The sequence below is a fragment of the Photobacterium sp. MCCC 1A19761 genome, assembly GCF_037389125.1.
Taxonomy (GTDB): domain Bacteria; phylum Pseudomonadota; class Gammaproteobacteria; order Enterobacterales; family Vibrionaceae; genus Photobacterium.
Window position 1 is genome coordinate 15754 of sequence record NZ_JAZGTF010000011.1, and the last position, 16212, is coordinate 31965.

Here is a 16212-nt window from a genome sequence, read left to right on the forward strand (position 1 = left end):
AACAGCCCGCCAGTTCTGCAACCGAGCGAGCTTAGTCTCTGATTCACATTGAGGGCTTTGACCGGATCAGAAGCCCGGAAAATCGACCGGGCGGGTGATACGCTGAATATCAAGAATGGCAATATTGCCTTGCCAGCGGCTTTCAATCAGTCCAACGCTCAACCAGTAGCGTCCGTCCGCGACATCAATCACCGGTAAAGTGGTGGGTAGCCGGCCATCGACATTTTCGGTCCACAGCGGCGTCCAGCTGGTGTCATTCAGATCATAAAGACTCATCGACAGCACTTCCGACGGACATGCCGGATTCGGCAGCCCACCCTGTTCGATTCGCCAGTTCTTGCTGTCTTTCCAACCAATCCGCTGTTTCGCCAACGGGGACGTCAAGAGGATCCATTGATTCAGCACTTCATCCTGAGCCGTGGTAATGGTCAGCTGATACAGGCCGGCTTCCACGGGCGCATCCAGTCGACGCGCTTCGACATTGAAGTACCCCCCTTCTGCGATCCGGGGTGTTGCTGCAATCACGTCCTGATCCGGCCATTTCGACAACCGGATTTCTTTCAGCTCTGTTCGGCTGGTACCGTTAATCGAGAGCTTCAGCATGGTTTGGTTGACGCTTTGTATCACTTCCCGCTGGATCGCCAGGTTGGGCAACCAATCAGGCAACGTACTCTGCGATAAGCTAAGGCCACAATCTTCGGTGATCGCCAACTTCAACAGCTGATTGAGGTTGTTCTGTTGGGTACCGTCAGGCTGCTGCTGCCAGGCTTGTACCATACTGCCGAAGCTGTCAGCCGTTTTCCCTTCCAGCAACCGCTGATGAGCGACCGTGTAGACATCCTGCCCGGCAAACCAACCCGTGGCAAAACTCGGTGATACCAGCACCGAGTTGAGGAACAATAACGAACAGGTTAAAGAAAGCTGTTTTCGCATTACTTCGATGATTTCATTCGGTAGCCGACACCGCGCAGGGTTTCGATTTCAATACCCGGTAACTTTTGTCGTAACTGAAGAATGTGAGTATCAACAGTTCGCGTGGTCGGATAGTGGTTATAACCCCAAACCTGATCCAGCAATTCATCCCGCGTAAACACGCGACCCGAATGCTTGGCCAAAAAGACCAGCAGTTCAAATTCGGTGCGCGTCAGCACGATGATATCTTCACCTTGTTTCACTTCCCGGCTGTCCAGATCGATATTGATACTACCGACCGAAATGACATTGGCCGCCTGAGCCGGCTGATCATCACCATTGCGAAGATGAACCCGTATCCGCGCCAACAGCTCTTCTTCTGCAAACGGCTTGGTCAGGTAGTCTTTTGCACCTGAGTCCAGACCATCGACCTTATCAGAAATAGACACCATGGCTGTCAGTAGAATGACCGGCGTATGTTTAATCTCAAGCCAGCCGTTCAGGTAATCCAGAGAGTCACCCTCAGGTAACTGACGATCCAACACCACCAGATCAGCCTGGGGCCAAAGATCAGCGACTTTTGTTGCACAATCCGCGTAGAGGCATTCGTAGCCTGCTTCTCTCAGGCTTTCCAGCAAACCAGCAGCTAAATTTTGGTCATCTTCAACCAGAAGCAGAGTTTGATTCACACGGTATCTCCAAAATAAAAGTGGTAGGCGGACCTTGTAACTTCATTCGTCCGCCCATTCTACGTATCATCGATTCTACGATTGTAAGACCAAGCCCCAGGCCTTTTTCACTCACAAAGGGCTTTCTTAATCGAGCCCAGTCTTTCGACCCGAGCTGTCCCTTATCTTCAACTCTTACAATCAACTTTCCATCACGAAACGATGACGATAAAGTGATCGGCGCAGTGCCGTATTTCTGGGCATTGGATAACAGGTTATCAATACAAGTGCCCAGCCAGTAAATATTGACCGAGACAGACCGATCCTCTGCCAACTGGAGAGAGACGTCTGCATAGGGTTCACTCAGGTATTCCATCCATTCATTGAAGGAATCGACCTGTTGAACGCTTAATTCTTGTTGGTTTGCCTGCAAATAATCCTTACTGGCCTCGGCCAGCTGGCGCAAGCGCCTGGCATCGTCGGTGAGCCGCCTGAATTCATCATATAGACTTTCGGGCAAAGCATCAAAGTGCCTGCGGAAACCCTCAACCGTCATGCCCAGACTCGCAATCGGTGTCCGCAGTTCGTGAGTCAGAATCTGCAGCACCAGCATGCGCTCTTGCATGGCACGGCGGCGGATCCGCAACCGGTACACACCCCAGCCAACCAGCAACGCGATGTTGCCGACCAGCAAACCGACCAGCAGATAAAACGTCAGTTGCGATTTATCTTCTTCCTGCCAACAGATGTTGCCGCTTTTGACCAGGCAAAAGTCTGTTTGGTTCAACCGGATAAAATGCATGTCATATTTGTTCAGCGCCAACGACCAGGCCGGTTGATCATAAACATAATATTCATTGCCATTTCGGATCCAGAGCTCACCGTTGGATATGAACGTTTTCGCACCGGCAATATACACCTGGATCTCTTCGCCGCTCATGCGCTGAAGCCGACCCAGCGCCGTATTGGTCGGCGCCAGCTCCCGCTCCTGAATGTGCAAATAGCCCGCCAACTGCTGGGCTGCTTCCGGATGTTTCTCGATATATCGGGAAGCATAACTACCACCGCCCGGATGAATATAACCTGAACGGACAAACCAGCCATTCGGCAGGATCGTGTTATTGCAAATCGCCCGGGTAAAAACGACCGGATGCGTCACCAGCGGACTGACTGGCCAGGGGCCTTTACAGCTGATCGCATTGGCGTAAAGCCGTCTCAGAGACTTCAGCGGATATGCCGAGGATTGCGGTAGTAGACTTGATGGCAATAACAGCGGATTCGGGAATTGGCTTTGTAGCTGCCTGAAATCGTACGTCGCCAGCGGCTCGCTGTTGAGTAACTCAGAACGGACCGCATCAATGCGATCAGATAAGGTATCCGTTGATGCAAGGCTTCCCCCTGAAATCAACAGCGAAAACAATAAGACATACTTTCTCATGGCGGCAAGTGTATCACTCAATTCCGGTGATATGTCAGCAAATTGTCATTCATCAGAAGGATTAACGGCGAAGTTGGCGAGAAAAGATTCGAACTCCCCGACTTCCTCAATACTACAATAGACTTCAAGTCATTAACCGGATCAAAAAAGGGAGCCCGAAGGCTCCCTGATTGATCCGCAATTACTGCGCGCTTAGATGTGCTCAAGAATCTTGTTACATGACTCTTTCGCATCACCAAACAGCATTTGCGTGTTTTCTTTGAAGAACAGCGGGTTCTGAACGCCGGCATAACCGGTATTCATTGAGCGCTTGAACACAATCACGTGCTTAGCGTCCCAAACTTCCAGAACCGGCATCCCAGCAATCGGGCTGTTCGGATCTTCCAGCGCAGCCGGGTTCACCGTATCATTCGCCCCAATCACCAACACCACATCGGTTTCTTCGAAATCATCGTTGATTTCATCCATTTCCAGCACAATGTCATACGGCACTTTGGCTTCCGCCAGCAGTACGTTCATATGACCCGGCAGACGACCAGCAACCGGGTGGATCCCGAAACGAACGTTCACCCCTTTCTTACGCAGCTTCTCGGTAATTTCATGTACCGGATACTGGGCCTGAGCAACCGCCATGCCGTATCCCGGAGTAATAATCACCGAACGTGCATCACTCAGCATTTCCGCAACTTCTTCAGCTGAGGCTTCGTGGTGCTCGCCCTGCTCTTCATCACCGGTAGAAACGGAACCATCAGTCCCGAAGCCACCGGCAATGACACTGATGAATGAGCGATTCATCGCCTTACACATGATGTAAGACAGAATCGCACCGGAAGAACCCACCAGAGCACCGGTCACAATCAACAGATCGTTGGCCAACATGAAACCAGCCGCCGCTGCGGCCCATCCTGAATAGGAGTTCAGCATGGAAACCACAACCGGCATATCCGCACCACCGATTGAAGCCACCAGGTGATAGCCGAAGGCAAATGCAATCAGAGTGACGATAATCAAGGCGAACATTGAGCCTTCCGCGTTGACAAACATCATCAGCAGCAGGATGGAAACCACGACCGCAGCCAGGTTCAGCTTATGGCGATGCGGCAGCATCAGCGGTTTGGATGAAATCAGCCCGCGAAGTTTACCGAACGCAACGATTGAACCGGTAAAGGTAACCGCACCGATAAAGACACCCAGGAAGATTTCAACCAGGTGAATGTTCAGCATGGCACCGGTCAGATCACCGTGATCCAGGAAGGTGTTGAAACCTACCAGAACCGCAGCCATCCCGACGAAGCTGTGCAAAATTGCAACCAGCTCCGGCATTTCGGTCATTTCAACTTTCTTCGCGTAATGGATACCAATCGCACCACCAATGATCATCGCCAGAATAATCCAGCCGGTCCCTTGTGCTTCCGGACCAAAGATCGTTGCAATCAGAGCAATGGCCATCCCGGCGATGCCGTAGTAGTTCCCTGCGCGTGCTGTTTCCTGTTTGGAAAGTCCCGCCAGTGACATGATAAAAAGTACGGCAGCAACAAGATATGCCGCTTGTACGATTCCTGCAGACATTTGTTACTCCTTTATTTATCTTTACGGAACATTTCAAGCATGCGCTTGGTCACGGTGAAGCCACCGAAAATGTTAATGCTGGCAATCAGCACGGCGATAAAGGCCAGGAAGGTGACAACACCGATCCCCTGCCCAATTTGCAGCAAGGCCCCGACGATGATGATCCCGGAGATGGCATTGGTCACCGACATCAGCGGCGTATGCAGTGCGTGCGTGACATTCCATACCACGTAGTAACCCACCACACAGGCAAGCACAAACACCGTAAAGTGAGACAGGAAGTCAGCCGGAGCCACATTGGCCACCCAACCAAAGGCAGCGATACCCGCGGCCATGAAGCCGTACTTTTTCGCAGGAGAGACAGGCTCTTTTTGTTTCTGAGCGACAACCGCTGCCTGCTTTGCAGGTTGTGGCTGGGCCGCAGAAACTTTAATCGGTGGCGCCGGCCAGGTAACTTCACCTTCTTTGATAACCGTCAGACCACGCAGAACTTCATCATCAAAGTTAATATCGATGGTGCCGTCTTTTTCTTTGCACAACAGTTTGATCAGGTTAACCAGGTTGGTTCCGTACAGCTGAGAAGACTGGGTTGGCAGTCGGCCGACCATATCGGTATAACCGATAATCTTGACGCCGTTATCTGTGGTCACCACTTTATCAGCTTCGGTATAGGCACAGTTACCACCGTTGGCGGCCGCCAGGTCAACAATAACACTGCCCGGCTTCATTGAATCCACCATCTCCTGGGTGATCAATTTCGGTGCCGGACGGCCCGGGATCAACGCTGTGGTGATAATAATGTCGACATCTTTAGCCTGTTCAGCGTACAGACGTTCAGCAGCCTTGTTGAATTCATCCGACATCTCTTTGGCATAGCCGTCACCGGTGCTGGTGTCTTCCTTGAAATCCACTTCCAGGAACTCTGCACCCATCGACTCAACCTGCTCTTTCACCTCAGGCCGAACATCAAATGCACGAACAATCGCCCCTAGGCTACCGGCAGCACCGATTGCCGCAAGACCCGCAACCCCGGCACCAGCCACCAGAACTTTCGCCGGTGGTACTTTACCGGCCGCAGTAATTTGCCCGGTAAAGAAACGACCGAACTCATGAGCAGCTTCGACAACAGCACGGTAACCGGCGATGTTTGCCATGGAGCTCAGCGCATCCAGTGCTTGCGCACGTGAAATACGTGGCACGGAGTCCATCGCCATCACATTAATTTTTTTGCTCGACAGCTTTTCAAGCAATTCCGGGTTTTGCGCTGGCCAGATAAAGCTGACCAGGCTTGCCCCTTCTTTGATCAATTCGAACTCATCAACACCGGTCTCAGGGTTTACCTGAGGTGCATTGACCTTCAGAATCAAATCTGACTGCCAGACTTCCTCTGTCGAGACCACACTCGCACCCGCGGTTTTATAGGCCGCATCGTCGAAACTAGCATGAATACCAGCGTTATGCTCAATCGCAACGCTGAACCCCATTTTTAATAACTGTTCAACCGTTTTCGGCGTCGCAGCCACTCGCGTTTCATTGGCGAGTGTTTCTTTTGGCACACCAATTAGCATTATTATTCCCTGAACATTGGCAAAGAAGTTCTATTTTTGTATCCAACCCACAGAGTAATATCAAGTACCTTGTAGGAATAATACAAAACTTTCAAACATAAACATCATTATTGACGTCGGATGTTACCTTACAACAGAAATAAAAGAACGTTTAATACAGATGGACAGAGGTCAAACCTCAAATGAAATTAGTAAATTATCATCAATAAGACGAATAAAATGCCACTTCATTTCAACCTGACACTCAAATCGTTCAAAAAAGCACACTCAGCGATCGAAATAGCCGTTTTAAACACATTGAGGAGAGATAGCGCGATCGCCAAAGCGGGACGTTGTCACCGATCTTCCCTGAAGTATTTTCCGGCACGATGCCATCCGTGGTGCTTTACCCTGCCGTATATAAGCAATATGCCGGTGACAGGTACCGGCATGTTTTGCATTCAAAAAAATCAGAACATGCTATCGCCGGTCTGATCGATGAACATTTTGGCCTTATTGAGCATAAATTCTTCAGCGTCTTGCTTCGAGGCCAGCAGATCCGAGCGGATGAACTGATGGGTTCTGAGCTCACCTTCAATTTCCTTACAGATCCGCCCTGCGATACGGTACTGACCGTTTTCAGCGATCGGCTCAGGATAAATCAGGTAACCTTCGTATTCGACAGGCTCTGCCTCGACTACCTTCTTTTCCTTATCCAAACCAAATAACTTTGAAAAAAAGCCCACCTAAAGATCTCCGTGGTTCATGCACATACGCTCTTATAATGCCATATTCTCATCGAAAGTAATTAAACTCAGATGAAAAAACTCTGTCATTATCACACAACCAAACATCACAACAACTCATTAACCCTCGGGCAATATTTTATAAATAAAAAAAACGCTGACAGATGTCAGCGTTTATAAAATATAATTTCTAGCCCGAGCTTAGCGATACAATCCAATATCTTTTTGCAGATGGGCAGGAAGATCTGAAACGTTATATTGTTTAGGCGCAGTCTCGCCGCCGAACAAAATATCCAATGCGTGTGCAATCAATCCTTTGATGTTAACCGCATAGGCTTTTTTCTCCATTACAACATTCGTAGCGATGGTGTCAAAATTCATTGCCTGTGCCATGATTGCCTCTCTTTCGTTATCATTCTGAACTGAGGCAATAATAACCGCTTCATTTTACACGTAAAAATGACAATATTTCGATGTCAAGATTAGATTTTCTAATGAGTTAACAAGCCGTTACGGGCAATTTTCCCGCCCAAAATAAACCCTAAATCAGGATGCATAATTACGCACTAAGCAGCCTATTGGGTGGTATTTTAATCATGCGCTTGCATTCGGTTTTTGTTTTGTATAACAATAGCGCAACATTCAACCAGAAAAAAAAACTATGCTGAGCCTGCTCTCAAAACACTCATCCTTATTACTGATTCTCGCCGCTGTGCTGGGCTTTCTGTTCCCGGACTGGTCGGCGCAACTGTTCCCGTTTTTACCTTATGTCCTGTTTAGCCTGATGTTGTTCACTCTCATCGGAATGCAACAAGGCGTGCTGGTCAAGCTGCTGGCAAAAGCGGAAATTTGGCGCTATGCCCTGTTTCATTCGGTTGCCCTGTCTGTCCTTACTACAGCGATCGCTTCCCTGATTGGTGCCGGTAGTTCTCTGCTACTGGCCATTTCCGCGGTTGCCGCGACAGGCTCGCTGTTTGCAACACCGGCGATTGCCCGCTCGGTTGGGCTTGAACCATTAAAAGCCATGGCAATGACGATTGCATCCACTTTGCTGATGCCAGCCGTGCTTTATATCAACCTCCTGCTTTTTCAGGATGACAGTGTCACGCTGGACCTCGGCAGTTATCTGCAACGCTTGGTGATTTTTATCTTTGGCCCAATGCTGTTTTCAGCCCTTTGTTATCACTTCGTGCCGCATCAGGTCTTACACCGAATCCATGGCAAACTCTCCCAGGTGACCATTCTGTTAGTCCTGGCTTTCCCCTTTGGACTGATTGGTTCTTTTCGTGAAACGTTTGATCAATCGATGTTCAACGGCCTGTTTTATTTGTTGGCGGGTCTTGCCATCTGCGCACTGTTTTTCATTGCCGGATATCTCACTTATCGTCGCCAGGGAGTCGACCAAGCGCTGCTCGCCGCGATAACCTCAGCTAATCGAAATGTTCTGCTGACATTTACCGTTGCCGGTAGCTATCTGGGACCGGATTTCCTGGTGCTGATGGGTGCCATACAGTTACCGACCTACTGTCTGCCGTTGCTGGTCAAGAACTTATCCCGCCGCCTGAAGCAAGCAGAAGCATTCACCGGATCCGGGGCTCAGGCCACCGAACATTCAGCGAAATAATCAGCGGTGAATTCGTCGTCTTTTGTCTGCATACAAACCCACCACCCCGCTACTGAGTTCAAACTTATTACGTAAAATCAGCAGTTTCTCTTGCGTCAAAGGAATGAGTTTTCTAAGATGCCAGAGCATTCTCAGGGCGGGGCGAAATTCCCCACCGGCGGTAGTTCAGGCATCAACCCTGCCTGGAAAGCCCGCGAGCGCTTAATCACTTCTCTGAAAAGAAGTGATTAAGGTCAGCAGATGTGGTTCAGTGCCTGAACAGGCATCAATCCAGAGCCGACGGTTATAGTCCGGATGAAAGAGGATCAGTGGAGGCCGTGTGCCTCGAGCTATACATGACTTGTCGGCGCTTTAATGCGTGGGCGTGGTCACACCTACCTGTAGCACGATTTCAGACGATCTGAAACGCTGAATTTCTATGCCCTGATTCTGGTATTTTTTATTTGGAGCTTTTTACCATGAATCAGTCTTTACTCTCCCCGATGGGAACCCCATTTGAACGTGTTGAAGCCGGCCTGCAAGCAATCCGCGAAGGTCGTGGCGTCTTAGTCGTTGACGACGAAGATCGTGAAAATGAAGGGGACATTATCTTTGCTGCGGAAACGCTGACCCCGGCGCAAATGGCCATTATGATCCGTGAATGTTCCGGGATTGTGTGTTTGTGCTTAACGGAAGAACGGGTCCAGCAACTCGATTTGCCGATGATGGTCGACAACAACACCAGCGCGAACCAAACAGGCTTTACCGTGACCATTGAAGCGGCTCAGGGCGTCACCACCGGTGTATCGGCGGCAGATCGCGTAACAACCATCAAGACGGCAATTGCTGACGATGCGAAGCCATCGGATCTGAACCGTCCCGGTCACGTTTTCCCGCTGAAAGCGAATCCGGAAGGTGTGCTGGCACGCCGCGGGCATACGGAAGCAACCATCGATCTGATGCGTCTGGCCGGCCGCAAACCCTACGGCGTCCTGTGCGAGTTAACCAATCCGGATGGCACCATGTCTCGCCTGCCGGAAGTGATCGCCTTTGGTGAGAAATTTAATATGCCGGTACTGACCATTGAAGATTTGGCCGCTTACCGACTGGCCAAGGAAGTGGTGAATACTGAGCATCCGCAAGCTGTAAGCGCCTAATCCGCAGATAACCTACCGAAAATACATTAAAGCCCGCAGATACATCAAAGCCGTGTTCCAGAAACACGGCTTTTGTCATTTTTGCTCAGCCTCTGAACCAGCTTCGTCTGGCGAACTCAACGACTCGGATTCATTCCATGGCCCGGTAATGATTGAGGCGGTTGGTTATTGAGGCCGGCATTGATTGAGTTTCGATTAAACCCCAACGGCAGGAATGAAGTAGACCAGGACAGACCAAGCAGAAATCCAGCCAGTGACCATCGCAATATCTAACCAATCTTTATCCATTTTCTTTCCCCCTGTTGTCATATTCTGACATTCTTCTGACATTCTTCTGACATTGATATATATCGACATCTCACCTATTTCATTAAGGCTTTTTTTGATTATTTTTTGCACCACAAGGAGGAAGTCACCGCAGTGGAAGCAAGATCAAAAAAAGCGCCACCACAGTGACGCTTTTTACTTTTAAAAATCTGATTTTCTGACGCTTTAAGTTTTAGATTTAAGACTTAAACTTGAACTTCAATCAGGCCCTATAACAATGAAGGCCCGATCAATTCATTCAGGCGACATCCTGAGAGCACTGGCAAGGAATGTATCGAATTAGGGATTCCTCCGGTGCCGTCAAATACTGCCTGTCTGCCGCGTAGTCTGCAAATGCGTCCGCCATGGTGACATTCAACGCTTGTGGCTCAACAATACAATCCAGCAAAGCGTCGTACCCTTCTTTTCCGTTCGCCGTATAGCCGGATGAAACCGATGTATACGTCACCTCATCTTCGACAGCAACCCAGAGACCATTCCGGTAAGTTTCCAAATGCTCAATCCGTCGGCCTGCGTCGCTACAACAGCGGTAGGTAAATCGGAGGTTTGCCGTATACGGGAAACTGCCGGAACCGGTGCCTTCAATGCCGTTATCAATGGCGTTGTTAATGGCGCCTTCGAGCGCCTCTCGCACCCGCTTCCCTTTGACTTGGTAGACCATTAAGCCAATTGCAAATGGCAGCAACCGGCCGGCAATATCCGCCGAAGTGATCGGACCCGGGTTCAGGGAAGCGCGCACCCCCCCTGCATTGTGGATTGCAAAGTCCACTTCATGACCTAACTGGCGCCCTTTCCACAAAAAACTGTCAACCACCAGCGGTGCGATATGGCTGCCACCCCGGTTGTCCGGAATACGCACATGACGCAGCGGCTCACCCACTTCTGCAATGTGTAAGGTTTGGAGCTCCCGTACCGCTGGCCGGAACTGGGTGTTCAGTAAATTCTCAATCAGTGGATCTTTGGCACAAAATCTCACGTTGGGCTGGTCGGTGAGGTACGCTTTCACCGCGTCATGGGTGCTTTCTTCAAGATGCTCGCTACGCGACGCATCAACGGTAAACTGACGACCCAGTAATAACTGATTCACGCCACTTGCGCTGGCAACCGTGCCGTCTGCGTTAAAATCCAGCTCCAGTTGACCTAAAGCTAAAGCGTTACAACCTGCCTGAACAACACACGTCCCCTGAACCATGCGGGCATACTCATCAGTGACACCGTAACCCACATTGGTAAAGTCACCTTGCATGGTATGGGTATGGCCACCAATAATCGCTCCCAGCCCTTCGACTTGTGCGGCAAGCTCCAAATCGCGCTCATACCCCAAATGGCTGATCAACACGATTTTATTGATCCCCTGTTGACGGATCGCTGCGATGGTTTGTTCTGCCACCTCAACCACATCCAGGAAATCAGTGTCCGGATCCGGATTCGCAATCCCGGACATGTTTTCAATGGCTAACCCGAATAAGGCAACCGGTTCGCCCAGCACGTCTTTCACGATATAACGTGCATGTCCGGCACGATGATCAAAAGCATAAACGCCCGCTTTATCCCGCAGCGGATTTGGTTTGGCCTGATTTTCCTGCGACAGATCCCAGTTCCCGGCCAATAACGGAAAATGAACCTGATCCATAAAATCAGCCACCGGGGCATTGCCCATATCCAGCTCGTGATTCCCCAACGCCATCGCTTCAACCCCGATGGCGTTGAGTAATTTGGCGTTGGCATAGCCTTTATATAAGGAGAAATACAAGGTGCCCTGGAAGCAGTCACCCGCATGCACGAACATGAACTCACGTCCTTTCAGATGGGCTTGTCTCTGAACATCCTTAACCGCTGAAGACACACGAGAAAACCCGCCGCAACTGGCATACACCGACGTTTGCCCATCGAGGACGGTCTCGGGAAGATTCAAAGAAATCGATGAAGGTTCGAAATGCGAGTGGGTGTCGTTGATGTGGGCGATCGTAATTTTCGCTGAGCGGTTATTTGTCATATAGACTTATTGACTCCGTATACTGCCGTTGCGGGCTATGATAATACAATATGATGCCAATCACATAATTTCCTGCAACATTCTATCGTTCATGCTCTCTTGATGATTATAGTTAGTCGAACATGACGACAATTTGATGACAAGGATAACGCGTTGCTGTCATGGCTGTGTCATATAACCTGACCGGAGACCCATATATACACAAAGCATTGATTTATAAATGGTTTCTTGAGAAAAGAAGCCCGTGAGAATAGGTTTGGGGATTCGATAGTACCTCGGCGGTACTATCGAAACGGAGGTACTATCGAAACAGATGCGCTTACTGATAGCGGCCGTGGCGTTGCAGGAATTCGATCTTGTAACCGTCCGGATCCTGAATAAAGAAGAACTTAGCCAGAAGCTGACCGTCGCGGAAGAACTCCTTAATGTCAGCCGGCTCATAACCAAATCCCACCAGCTTCTCACGCTCAGCTTCCAGGTTATCCACGGCTACTGCAATATGGCCATAACCGCTGCCATGTGTGTACGCTTCTTCAGTCCCGTGGTTCCAGGTCAGCTCCAGTTCCATGTCGTTTTCTTCATTGCGCAGGTAAACCAGCGTGAATCCTTCAAAATCCAGGCGCTCAGCAATCTCCAGATCCAGCGCTTGTTTGTAAAACTTGAGTGACTTATCCAGATCCAGAACGCGAACCATTGCGTGGATAATCTTAGCCATCTGACATCTCCAGTGGTATTCGTTATTTTTCTTCCCCTAAGCCTCTGAATCAACAGACGATTAAGGACATTTCATGTGCAGGACTATAGCAATCCCGATAGCCGACAACAAGAGGAAGCACAGAAATGAGCCTAATTGCATGAACCATAAAGACTTCTTTTGGAAATGTGAACTTGGCACACCTGAGATCCAAACAGGTGCTGTAAGCTAAATACAGAGGTGAACTATGCATTTGAAACGAATTGAAGTGTCCGGGTTCAGGGGTATCAAACGCCTGTCATTAACATTGAACGAACTGACCGTTTTGGTGGGTGAAAATGCATGGGGGAAATCCTCACTTCTGGATGCCCTGAGTATCGCGCTGTCGCCGGATGCCCACCTTTATAATTTCAAATTCGCCGATTTCCATGTCGACTATGCTGCCGGTCACACCAAAATGACCCAGCTGCAAATTGTGTTGCATTGGGTGGAAGACTACCCCGGGGAACATAAAGCGCGCAAGTATCGGGGTTTTGCCCCAGTGTGGATCACCGATGCCGACAATATTCATCACCTCTACTATCAGATCAATAGTGTGGTGAAGGACGATAAAATTACCACCTATCGGGACTTTCTGAACGACAAAGGTGAAATCATCGCGTGCCCCAACACCGAAAAACTCGTCCGTCACCTGATGGTGTTGCACCCGATCGTGCGGATCCGCGATGCGCGCCGCTTACGCACCGGGACCGAGCCACACAATGGGAACGGACAAAATCAGAAAGAGCTTGATGAGCGAGCCCGAATTCAGCGTCGGCTGGATAATACCTGTGAGCGGCTGATGACCCGGCCGGGGCATGTCAGCTCCGGAGAACTCAAAAGTAGCATTAAGGCCCTGCGTACCTTGATGGATCACTACTTTGCCTTTACACCGCATAGCCGGGAAGCCAAATTTGACCGGACGCATTTCCCCGACCGCGCCCAATCGATTGCCAATCCGCTTGACCAGCTGACTCAGCCGCAAATGACGAAGCAAAGCCGGTTGATCCTGATGGGCCTGCTCAATGCCTTTATTCGGGCCCGTGGACCAGTTGAGTTGAAACGGATCTCCCGCCCCTTGATGATCCTGGAAGATCCGGAAGGCCGCCTGCACCCAACACTGCTGCATCAGGCCTGGGCGTTTATGGTCAACATGCCGATGCAAAAGATCCTCACCACCAACAGTGCCGATCTCACGACAGCTGTGCCGCTGCGTTCGATCCGCAAGCTGATCCGCGAGCCGGACCGGACCCGTGTCTATTCCATGGAAGGGACACGACTGAGCCGGGATGAAGAGCGCCGCGTGACGTTCCATGTGCGTTTGCATCGGCCCAGCGCCTTGTTTGCCCGGGTCTGGTTATTGGTTGAGGGGGAAACCGAAGTTTGGCTGTTCAACGAGTTTGCACGGATGTCCGGCTATAACCTGGCCGCCGAAGGTGTACAAATCATTGAATTTGCCCAGAGCGGGCTGAAACCGCTGATCAAAGTCGCCCGAAACCTGGGGATTGAATGGCACTTGGTCGCCGATGGGGACTTAGCCGGGAAAAAATATGCGGAGACTGTTCGCAACTTGCTTGGTGGTGATTCCGAGCGCCATCGCCTGACGGTACTGCCGAATCACGACATCGAACATTTTTTGTTCCATCACGGCTATGAGCCCCTGTTCCGTCAGCTGGCCAACATGCCGGAAAACAATCCGGCATCACCGAAGAAAATCATTATGCGAGCCTTAAAGCGTCACGCAAAACCCGATGTTGCCCTGGCGATGGTGGCGTACACCAGCGAGGATCATATTGACGATATTCCATTACTTTTACGCTGGATCCTTAAGCGTGTCGTCGCAATGTCGCGTGGCATGGTTTAAGTGAATGGGTTGAATGAAGTGCCTGTTTAACCCGAACAATCACTGCTTTTCAAAGAACAGCGTGATGGTGCCTACTGTCACGCCCCATTTCTTCATCGTCGCGCGATTAAACACCCGCTTGCTGTCCTGGCGAAACATCCAGTCATCAAGGCTGATATCAAACGTTGTCTCCCCGACCGGGACACGCAGGACATATTGCCAGCGCAGCGCATTCCCGATAGAGCGCCCCTTGGCTTGCCCAATCACATCTCCGGCACGTCCCACATAATGCCCCTTGTCCAGCCCGCGATGAATCACCCAGGTTCGCTGCTGTTTTTCACCATTATCGAACAGAAAATCTTCATCTAACGTGAGCTGGTTTCCCGCGACCACTCCGCGGATATCGACTTCAAACCGACGGGTCAACTTTCCTTGCCAGTCCTGCAGCATTCCCCAGGCTTTCACCTGCCCGTCAAAGTATTCAAACAGCTGAAATTCAGGAGACGTGCCGCGATAATCCTCTATGGTTGATGAGCACCCGGGCAAACCGAATAGTCCGATCACCAATACTCCGATTTTGAACGCCTTCCACCTCATGCGATACCCCACGCAGTTGTCACGGTTAGGCCTGTCCGATTAACTGACGACGTAACTTCGGATAAGCCGTTCTCGGCGAGAGCCAGATTTGAATAAAGGCCAGGGACATTTCTTTATCGCGAACCGTCCCAATCATGCGATTGTCCTGATAAAAAATGCCGCCTTCCCGATTCACCACAAAGATCAGCCGATCGCCTTTGCGGACATCCGGCCAGATTTCAGCCAGCCGTGCCAGCCAGCGTTGGCGCTTGTTGGCTGAAATGCCAAGGTGCAGCCATTGTTCATCCGTGGCTTCCAGTAAATCTTCCTGATCTATCTCACGCTGATACTTAATCACCAACGCCAGCTCTTCCATTTCCGGCAGATACTCACCACTGGGCGTTCTCAGCTCCGAATCATAAATCACCCAAGGGCCCCAGGTTAGCCGGGCATCCCCGACCGCCGGCCAACTTTGCCAAGGAGTCATAGCAAACGACGGATTCGCGTACACCATCGCCATCAGGACCAAAGCCAGACTCATGATGTGAGCCACAATTCCGGAATGATGCCATCCGGTCTTTATCGAACGGTTCATAACACCTCCCGCTCAGAGCGATACCAATAACGGATGAATTTCAAAGCCAGCATGGAAAATACCAGCCAGCACAGGGTTAACACGGCCATTGTGGGTAACATTCCCAAAGGCCAGTCAACGGCGCCCAAACGATAGCCAGCAAAATAACTGGCAGCCCCGCCAAGTCCGCCCAGAAGCACCAGCCACCCCGTCGAGGAACGGTTCAGTACCTCACGAATCATCCATAAAAAGGTGCCGAAACCAAACCAGAGCAATGCCAGCCAGGCGGGGATCCCCCAAACATCGAACGACAGGACGCCCAAATAACTGAGAGTAAAGTCCATGGCAATCCCGCAACCGGCGATGATGGTGGCGAACTTCCAGACGTATCGCGCCATCCACCAGCACACCAGGAGTGAGCCAACCAAAAGCCAGAGATACGAATTTTGTCCAAGCACGGCGAGTAACCAGTACAGGTTAAACAGCACTCCCACCGTAAACAGTTCACGCGTTGCCATTTGTG

16 protein-coding genes and 1 riboswitch are annotated in these 16212 nt (G+C 50.5%); of the genes, 3 read left to right on the forward strand and 13 right to left on the reverse strand.

Features of this window, described 5'->3' with window-relative positions:
* Window positions 1-66: 66 nt before the first annotated feature.
* The 7 genes from VV869_RS12950 to VV869_RS12980 form a co-directional block, all read right to left on the reverse strand.
* Window positions 67-933: a DUF2861 family protein gene (locus VV869_RS12950; RefSeq protein ID WP_337735328.1), complete on the reverse strand. Its 867-nt coding sequence runs from the start codon at window positions 931-933 to the stop codon at window positions 67-69.
* Window positions 933-1601 (reverse strand): response regulator transcription factor, encoded by a 669-nt coding sequence (locus VV869_RS12955; RefSeq protein ID WP_337735329.1) that lies wholly within the window; start codon window positions 1599-1601, stop codon window positions 933-935. The genes VV869_RS12950 and VV869_RS12955 overlap by 1 nt, the downstream gene beginning before the upstream one ends.
* Window positions 1576-3018 (reverse strand): sensor histidine kinase VxrA, encoded by a 1443-nt coding sequence (gene vxrA, locus VV869_RS12960; protein ID WP_337735330.1) that lies wholly within the window; start codon window positions 3016-3018, stop codon window positions 1576-1578. The genes VV869_RS12955 and vxrA overlap by 26 nt, the downstream gene beginning before the upstream one ends.
* 192 nt (window positions 3019-3210) lie before the next feature.
* Window positions 3211-4587: a Re/Si-specific NAD(P)(+) transhydrogenase subunit beta gene (gene pntB / locus VV869_RS12965; RefSeq protein ID WP_337735331.1), complete on the reverse strand. Its 1377-nt coding sequence runs from the start codon at window positions 4585-4587 to the stop codon at window positions 3211-3213.
* 11 nt (window positions 4588-4598) lie between these two features.
* Window positions 4599-6155, reverse strand: coding sequence for a Re/Si-specific NAD(P)(+) transhydrogenase subunit alpha (gene pntA, locus VV869_RS12970; RefSeq protein WP_337735332.1), 1557 nt, complete (start codon window positions 6153-6155; stop codon window positions 4599-4601).
* 449 nt (window positions 6156-6604) lie between these two features.
* On the reverse strand, window positions 6605-6880 hold the full coding sequence (locus VV869_RS12975; RefSeq protein ID WP_337735333.1) for an HlyU family transcriptional regulator: 276 nt from the start codon (window positions 6878-6880) through the stop codon (window positions 6605-6607).
* 201 nt (window positions 6881-7081) lie between these two features.
* A complete protein-coding gene (locus tag VV869_RS12980) occupies window positions 7082-7273 on the reverse strand; it encodes a hypothetical protein (RefSeq protein WP_261604064.1) in 192 nt (63 codons plus the stop codon).
* A gap of 268 nt (window positions 7274-7541) precedes the next feature.
* Between VV869_RS12980 and VV869_RS12985 the strand changes: the two genes are divergently transcribed.
* Both VV869_RS12985 and ribB read left to right on the forward strand, forming a co-directional pair.
* Window positions 7542-8504 (forward strand): hypothetical protein, encoded by a 963-nt coding sequence (locus VV869_RS12985; RefSeq protein ID WP_337735334.1) that lies wholly within the window; start codon window positions 7542-7544, stop codon window positions 8502-8504.
* A gap of 123 nt (window positions 8505-8627) precedes the next feature.
* Window positions 8628-8814: riboswitch (FMN riboswitch) on the forward strand.
* Window positions 8815-8962: 148 nt separating this feature from the next.
* Entirely contained in the window at window positions 8963-9640 is a 678-nt protein-coding gene (gene ribB, locus VV869_RS12990; protein WP_337735335.1) for a 3,4-dihydroxy-2-butanone-4-phosphate synthase, read from the forward strand.
* Between the two features lie 195 nt (window positions 9641-9835).
* Here ribB and VV869_RS12995 read toward each other — a convergent pair whose 3' ends face one another.
* From VV869_RS12995 to VV869_RS13005, 3 genes are all read right to left on the reverse strand, one after another.
* The gene (locus VV869_RS12995) at window positions 9836-10039 is read right to left on the reverse strand and encodes a hypothetical protein (RefSeq protein WP_337735508.1); all 204 of its coding nucleotides are present in this window, start codon (window positions 10037-10039) and stop codon (window positions 9836-9838) included.
* Window positions 10040-10205: 166 nt separating this feature from the next.
* On the reverse strand, window positions 10206-11963 hold the full coding sequence (locus tag VV869_RS13000; RefSeq protein WP_337735336.1) for a bifunctional metallophosphatase/5'-nucleotidase: 1758 nt from the start codon (window positions 11961-11963) through the stop codon (window positions 10206-10208).
* A gap of 319 nt (window positions 11964-12282) precedes the next feature.
* Window positions 12283-12678, reverse strand: coding sequence for a VOC family protein (locus VV869_RS13005; protein WP_261604060.1), 396 nt, complete (start codon window positions 12676-12678; stop codon window positions 12283-12285).
* A gap of 226 nt (window positions 12679-12904) precedes the next feature.
* Between VV869_RS13005 and VV869_RS13010 the strand changes: the two genes are divergently transcribed.
* Window positions 12905-14560, forward strand: a complete 1656-nt coding sequence (locus VV869_RS13010; protein ID WP_337735337.1) for an ATP-dependent endonuclease — start codon at window positions 12905-12907, stop codon at window positions 14558-14560.
* Between the two features lie 39 nt (window positions 14561-14599).
* On the opposite strand, the gene VV869_RS13015 is transcribed toward VV869_RS13010, so the two are convergent.
* From VV869_RS13015 to VV869_RS13025, 3 genes are read right to left on the reverse strand one after another with little or no spacing between them, the layout of a single operon-like run.
* Complete coding sequence (locus tag VV869_RS13015) at window positions 14600-15136, reverse strand: DUF3833 domain-containing protein (RefSeq protein ID WP_337735338.1); 537 nt, start codon at window positions 15134-15136, stop codon at window positions 14600-14602.
* A gap of 25 nt (window positions 15137-15161) precedes the next feature.
* Window positions 15162-15710: a chalcone isomerase family protein gene (locus tag VV869_RS13020; RefSeq protein WP_337735339.1), complete on the reverse strand. Its 549-nt coding sequence runs from the start codon at window positions 15708-15710 to the stop codon at window positions 15162-15164.
* Window positions 15707-16207, reverse strand: a complete 501-nt coding sequence (locus tag VV869_RS13025; RefSeq protein WP_337735340.1) for a DUF2878 family protein — start codon at window positions 16205-16207, stop codon at window positions 15707-15709. Before VV869_RS13025 ends, VV869_RS13020 begins: the two co-directional genes overlap by 4 nt.
* Between the last annotated feature and the right edge of the window lie 5 nt (window positions 16208-16212).

What these genes read in the sequence shown, in the direction of transcription:
- pntA (WP_337735332.1), bottom strand. Translation starts at nt 6,155, where the DNA reads ATGCTAATTGGTGTGCCAAAAGAAACACTCGCCAATGAAACGCGAGTG.
- VV869_RS12985 (WP_337735334.1), top strand. Translation starts at nt 7,542, where the DNA reads ATGCTGAGCCTGCTCTCAAAACACTCATCCTTATTACTGATTCTCGCC.
- VV869_RS12950 (WP_337735328.1), bottom strand. Translation starts at nt 933, where the DNA reads ATGCGAAAACAGCTTTCTTTAACCTGTTCGTTATTGTTCCTCAACTCG.
- VV869_RS13000 (WP_337735336.1), bottom strand. Translation starts at nt 11,963, where the DNA reads ATGACAAATAACCGCTCAGCGAAAATTACGATCGCCCACATCAACGAC.
- VV869_RS13005 (WP_261604060.1), bottom strand. Translation starts at nt 12,678, where the DNA reads ATGGCTAAGATTATCCACGCAATGGTTCGCGTTCTGGATCTGGATAAG.
- VV869_RS13010 (WP_337735337.1), top strand. Translation starts at nt 12,905, where the DNA reads ATGCATTTGAAACGAATTGAAGTGTCCGGGTTCAGGGGTATCAAACGC.
- vxrA (WP_337735330.1), bottom strand. Translation starts at nt 3,018, where the DNA reads ATGAGAAAGTATGTCTTATTGTTTTCGCTGTTGATTTCAGGGGGAAGC.
- VV869_RS13025 (WP_337735340.1), bottom strand. Translation starts at nt 16,207, where the DNA reads ATGGCAACGCGTGAACTGTTTACGGTGGGAGTGCTGTTTAACCTGTAC.
- ribB (WP_337735335.1), top strand. Translation starts at nt 8,963, where the DNA reads ATGAATCAGTCTTTACTCTCCCCGATGGGAACCCCATTTGAACGTGTT.
- VV869_RS13020 (WP_337735339.1), bottom strand. Translation starts at nt 15,710, where the DNA reads ATGAACCGTTCGATAAAGACCGGATGGCATCATTCCGGAATTGTGGCT.
- pntB (WP_337735331.1), bottom strand. Translation starts at nt 4,587, where the DNA reads ATGTCTGCAGGAATCGTACAAGCGGCATATCTTGTTGCTGCCGTACTT.
- VV869_RS13015 (WP_337735338.1), bottom strand. Translation starts at nt 15,136, where the DNA reads ATGAGGTGGAAGGCGTTCAAAATCGGAGTATTGGTGATCGGACTATTC.
- VV869_RS12980 (WP_261604064.1), bottom strand. Translation starts at nt 7,273, where the DNA reads ATGGCACAGGCAATGAATTTTGACACCATCGCTACGAATGTTGTAATG.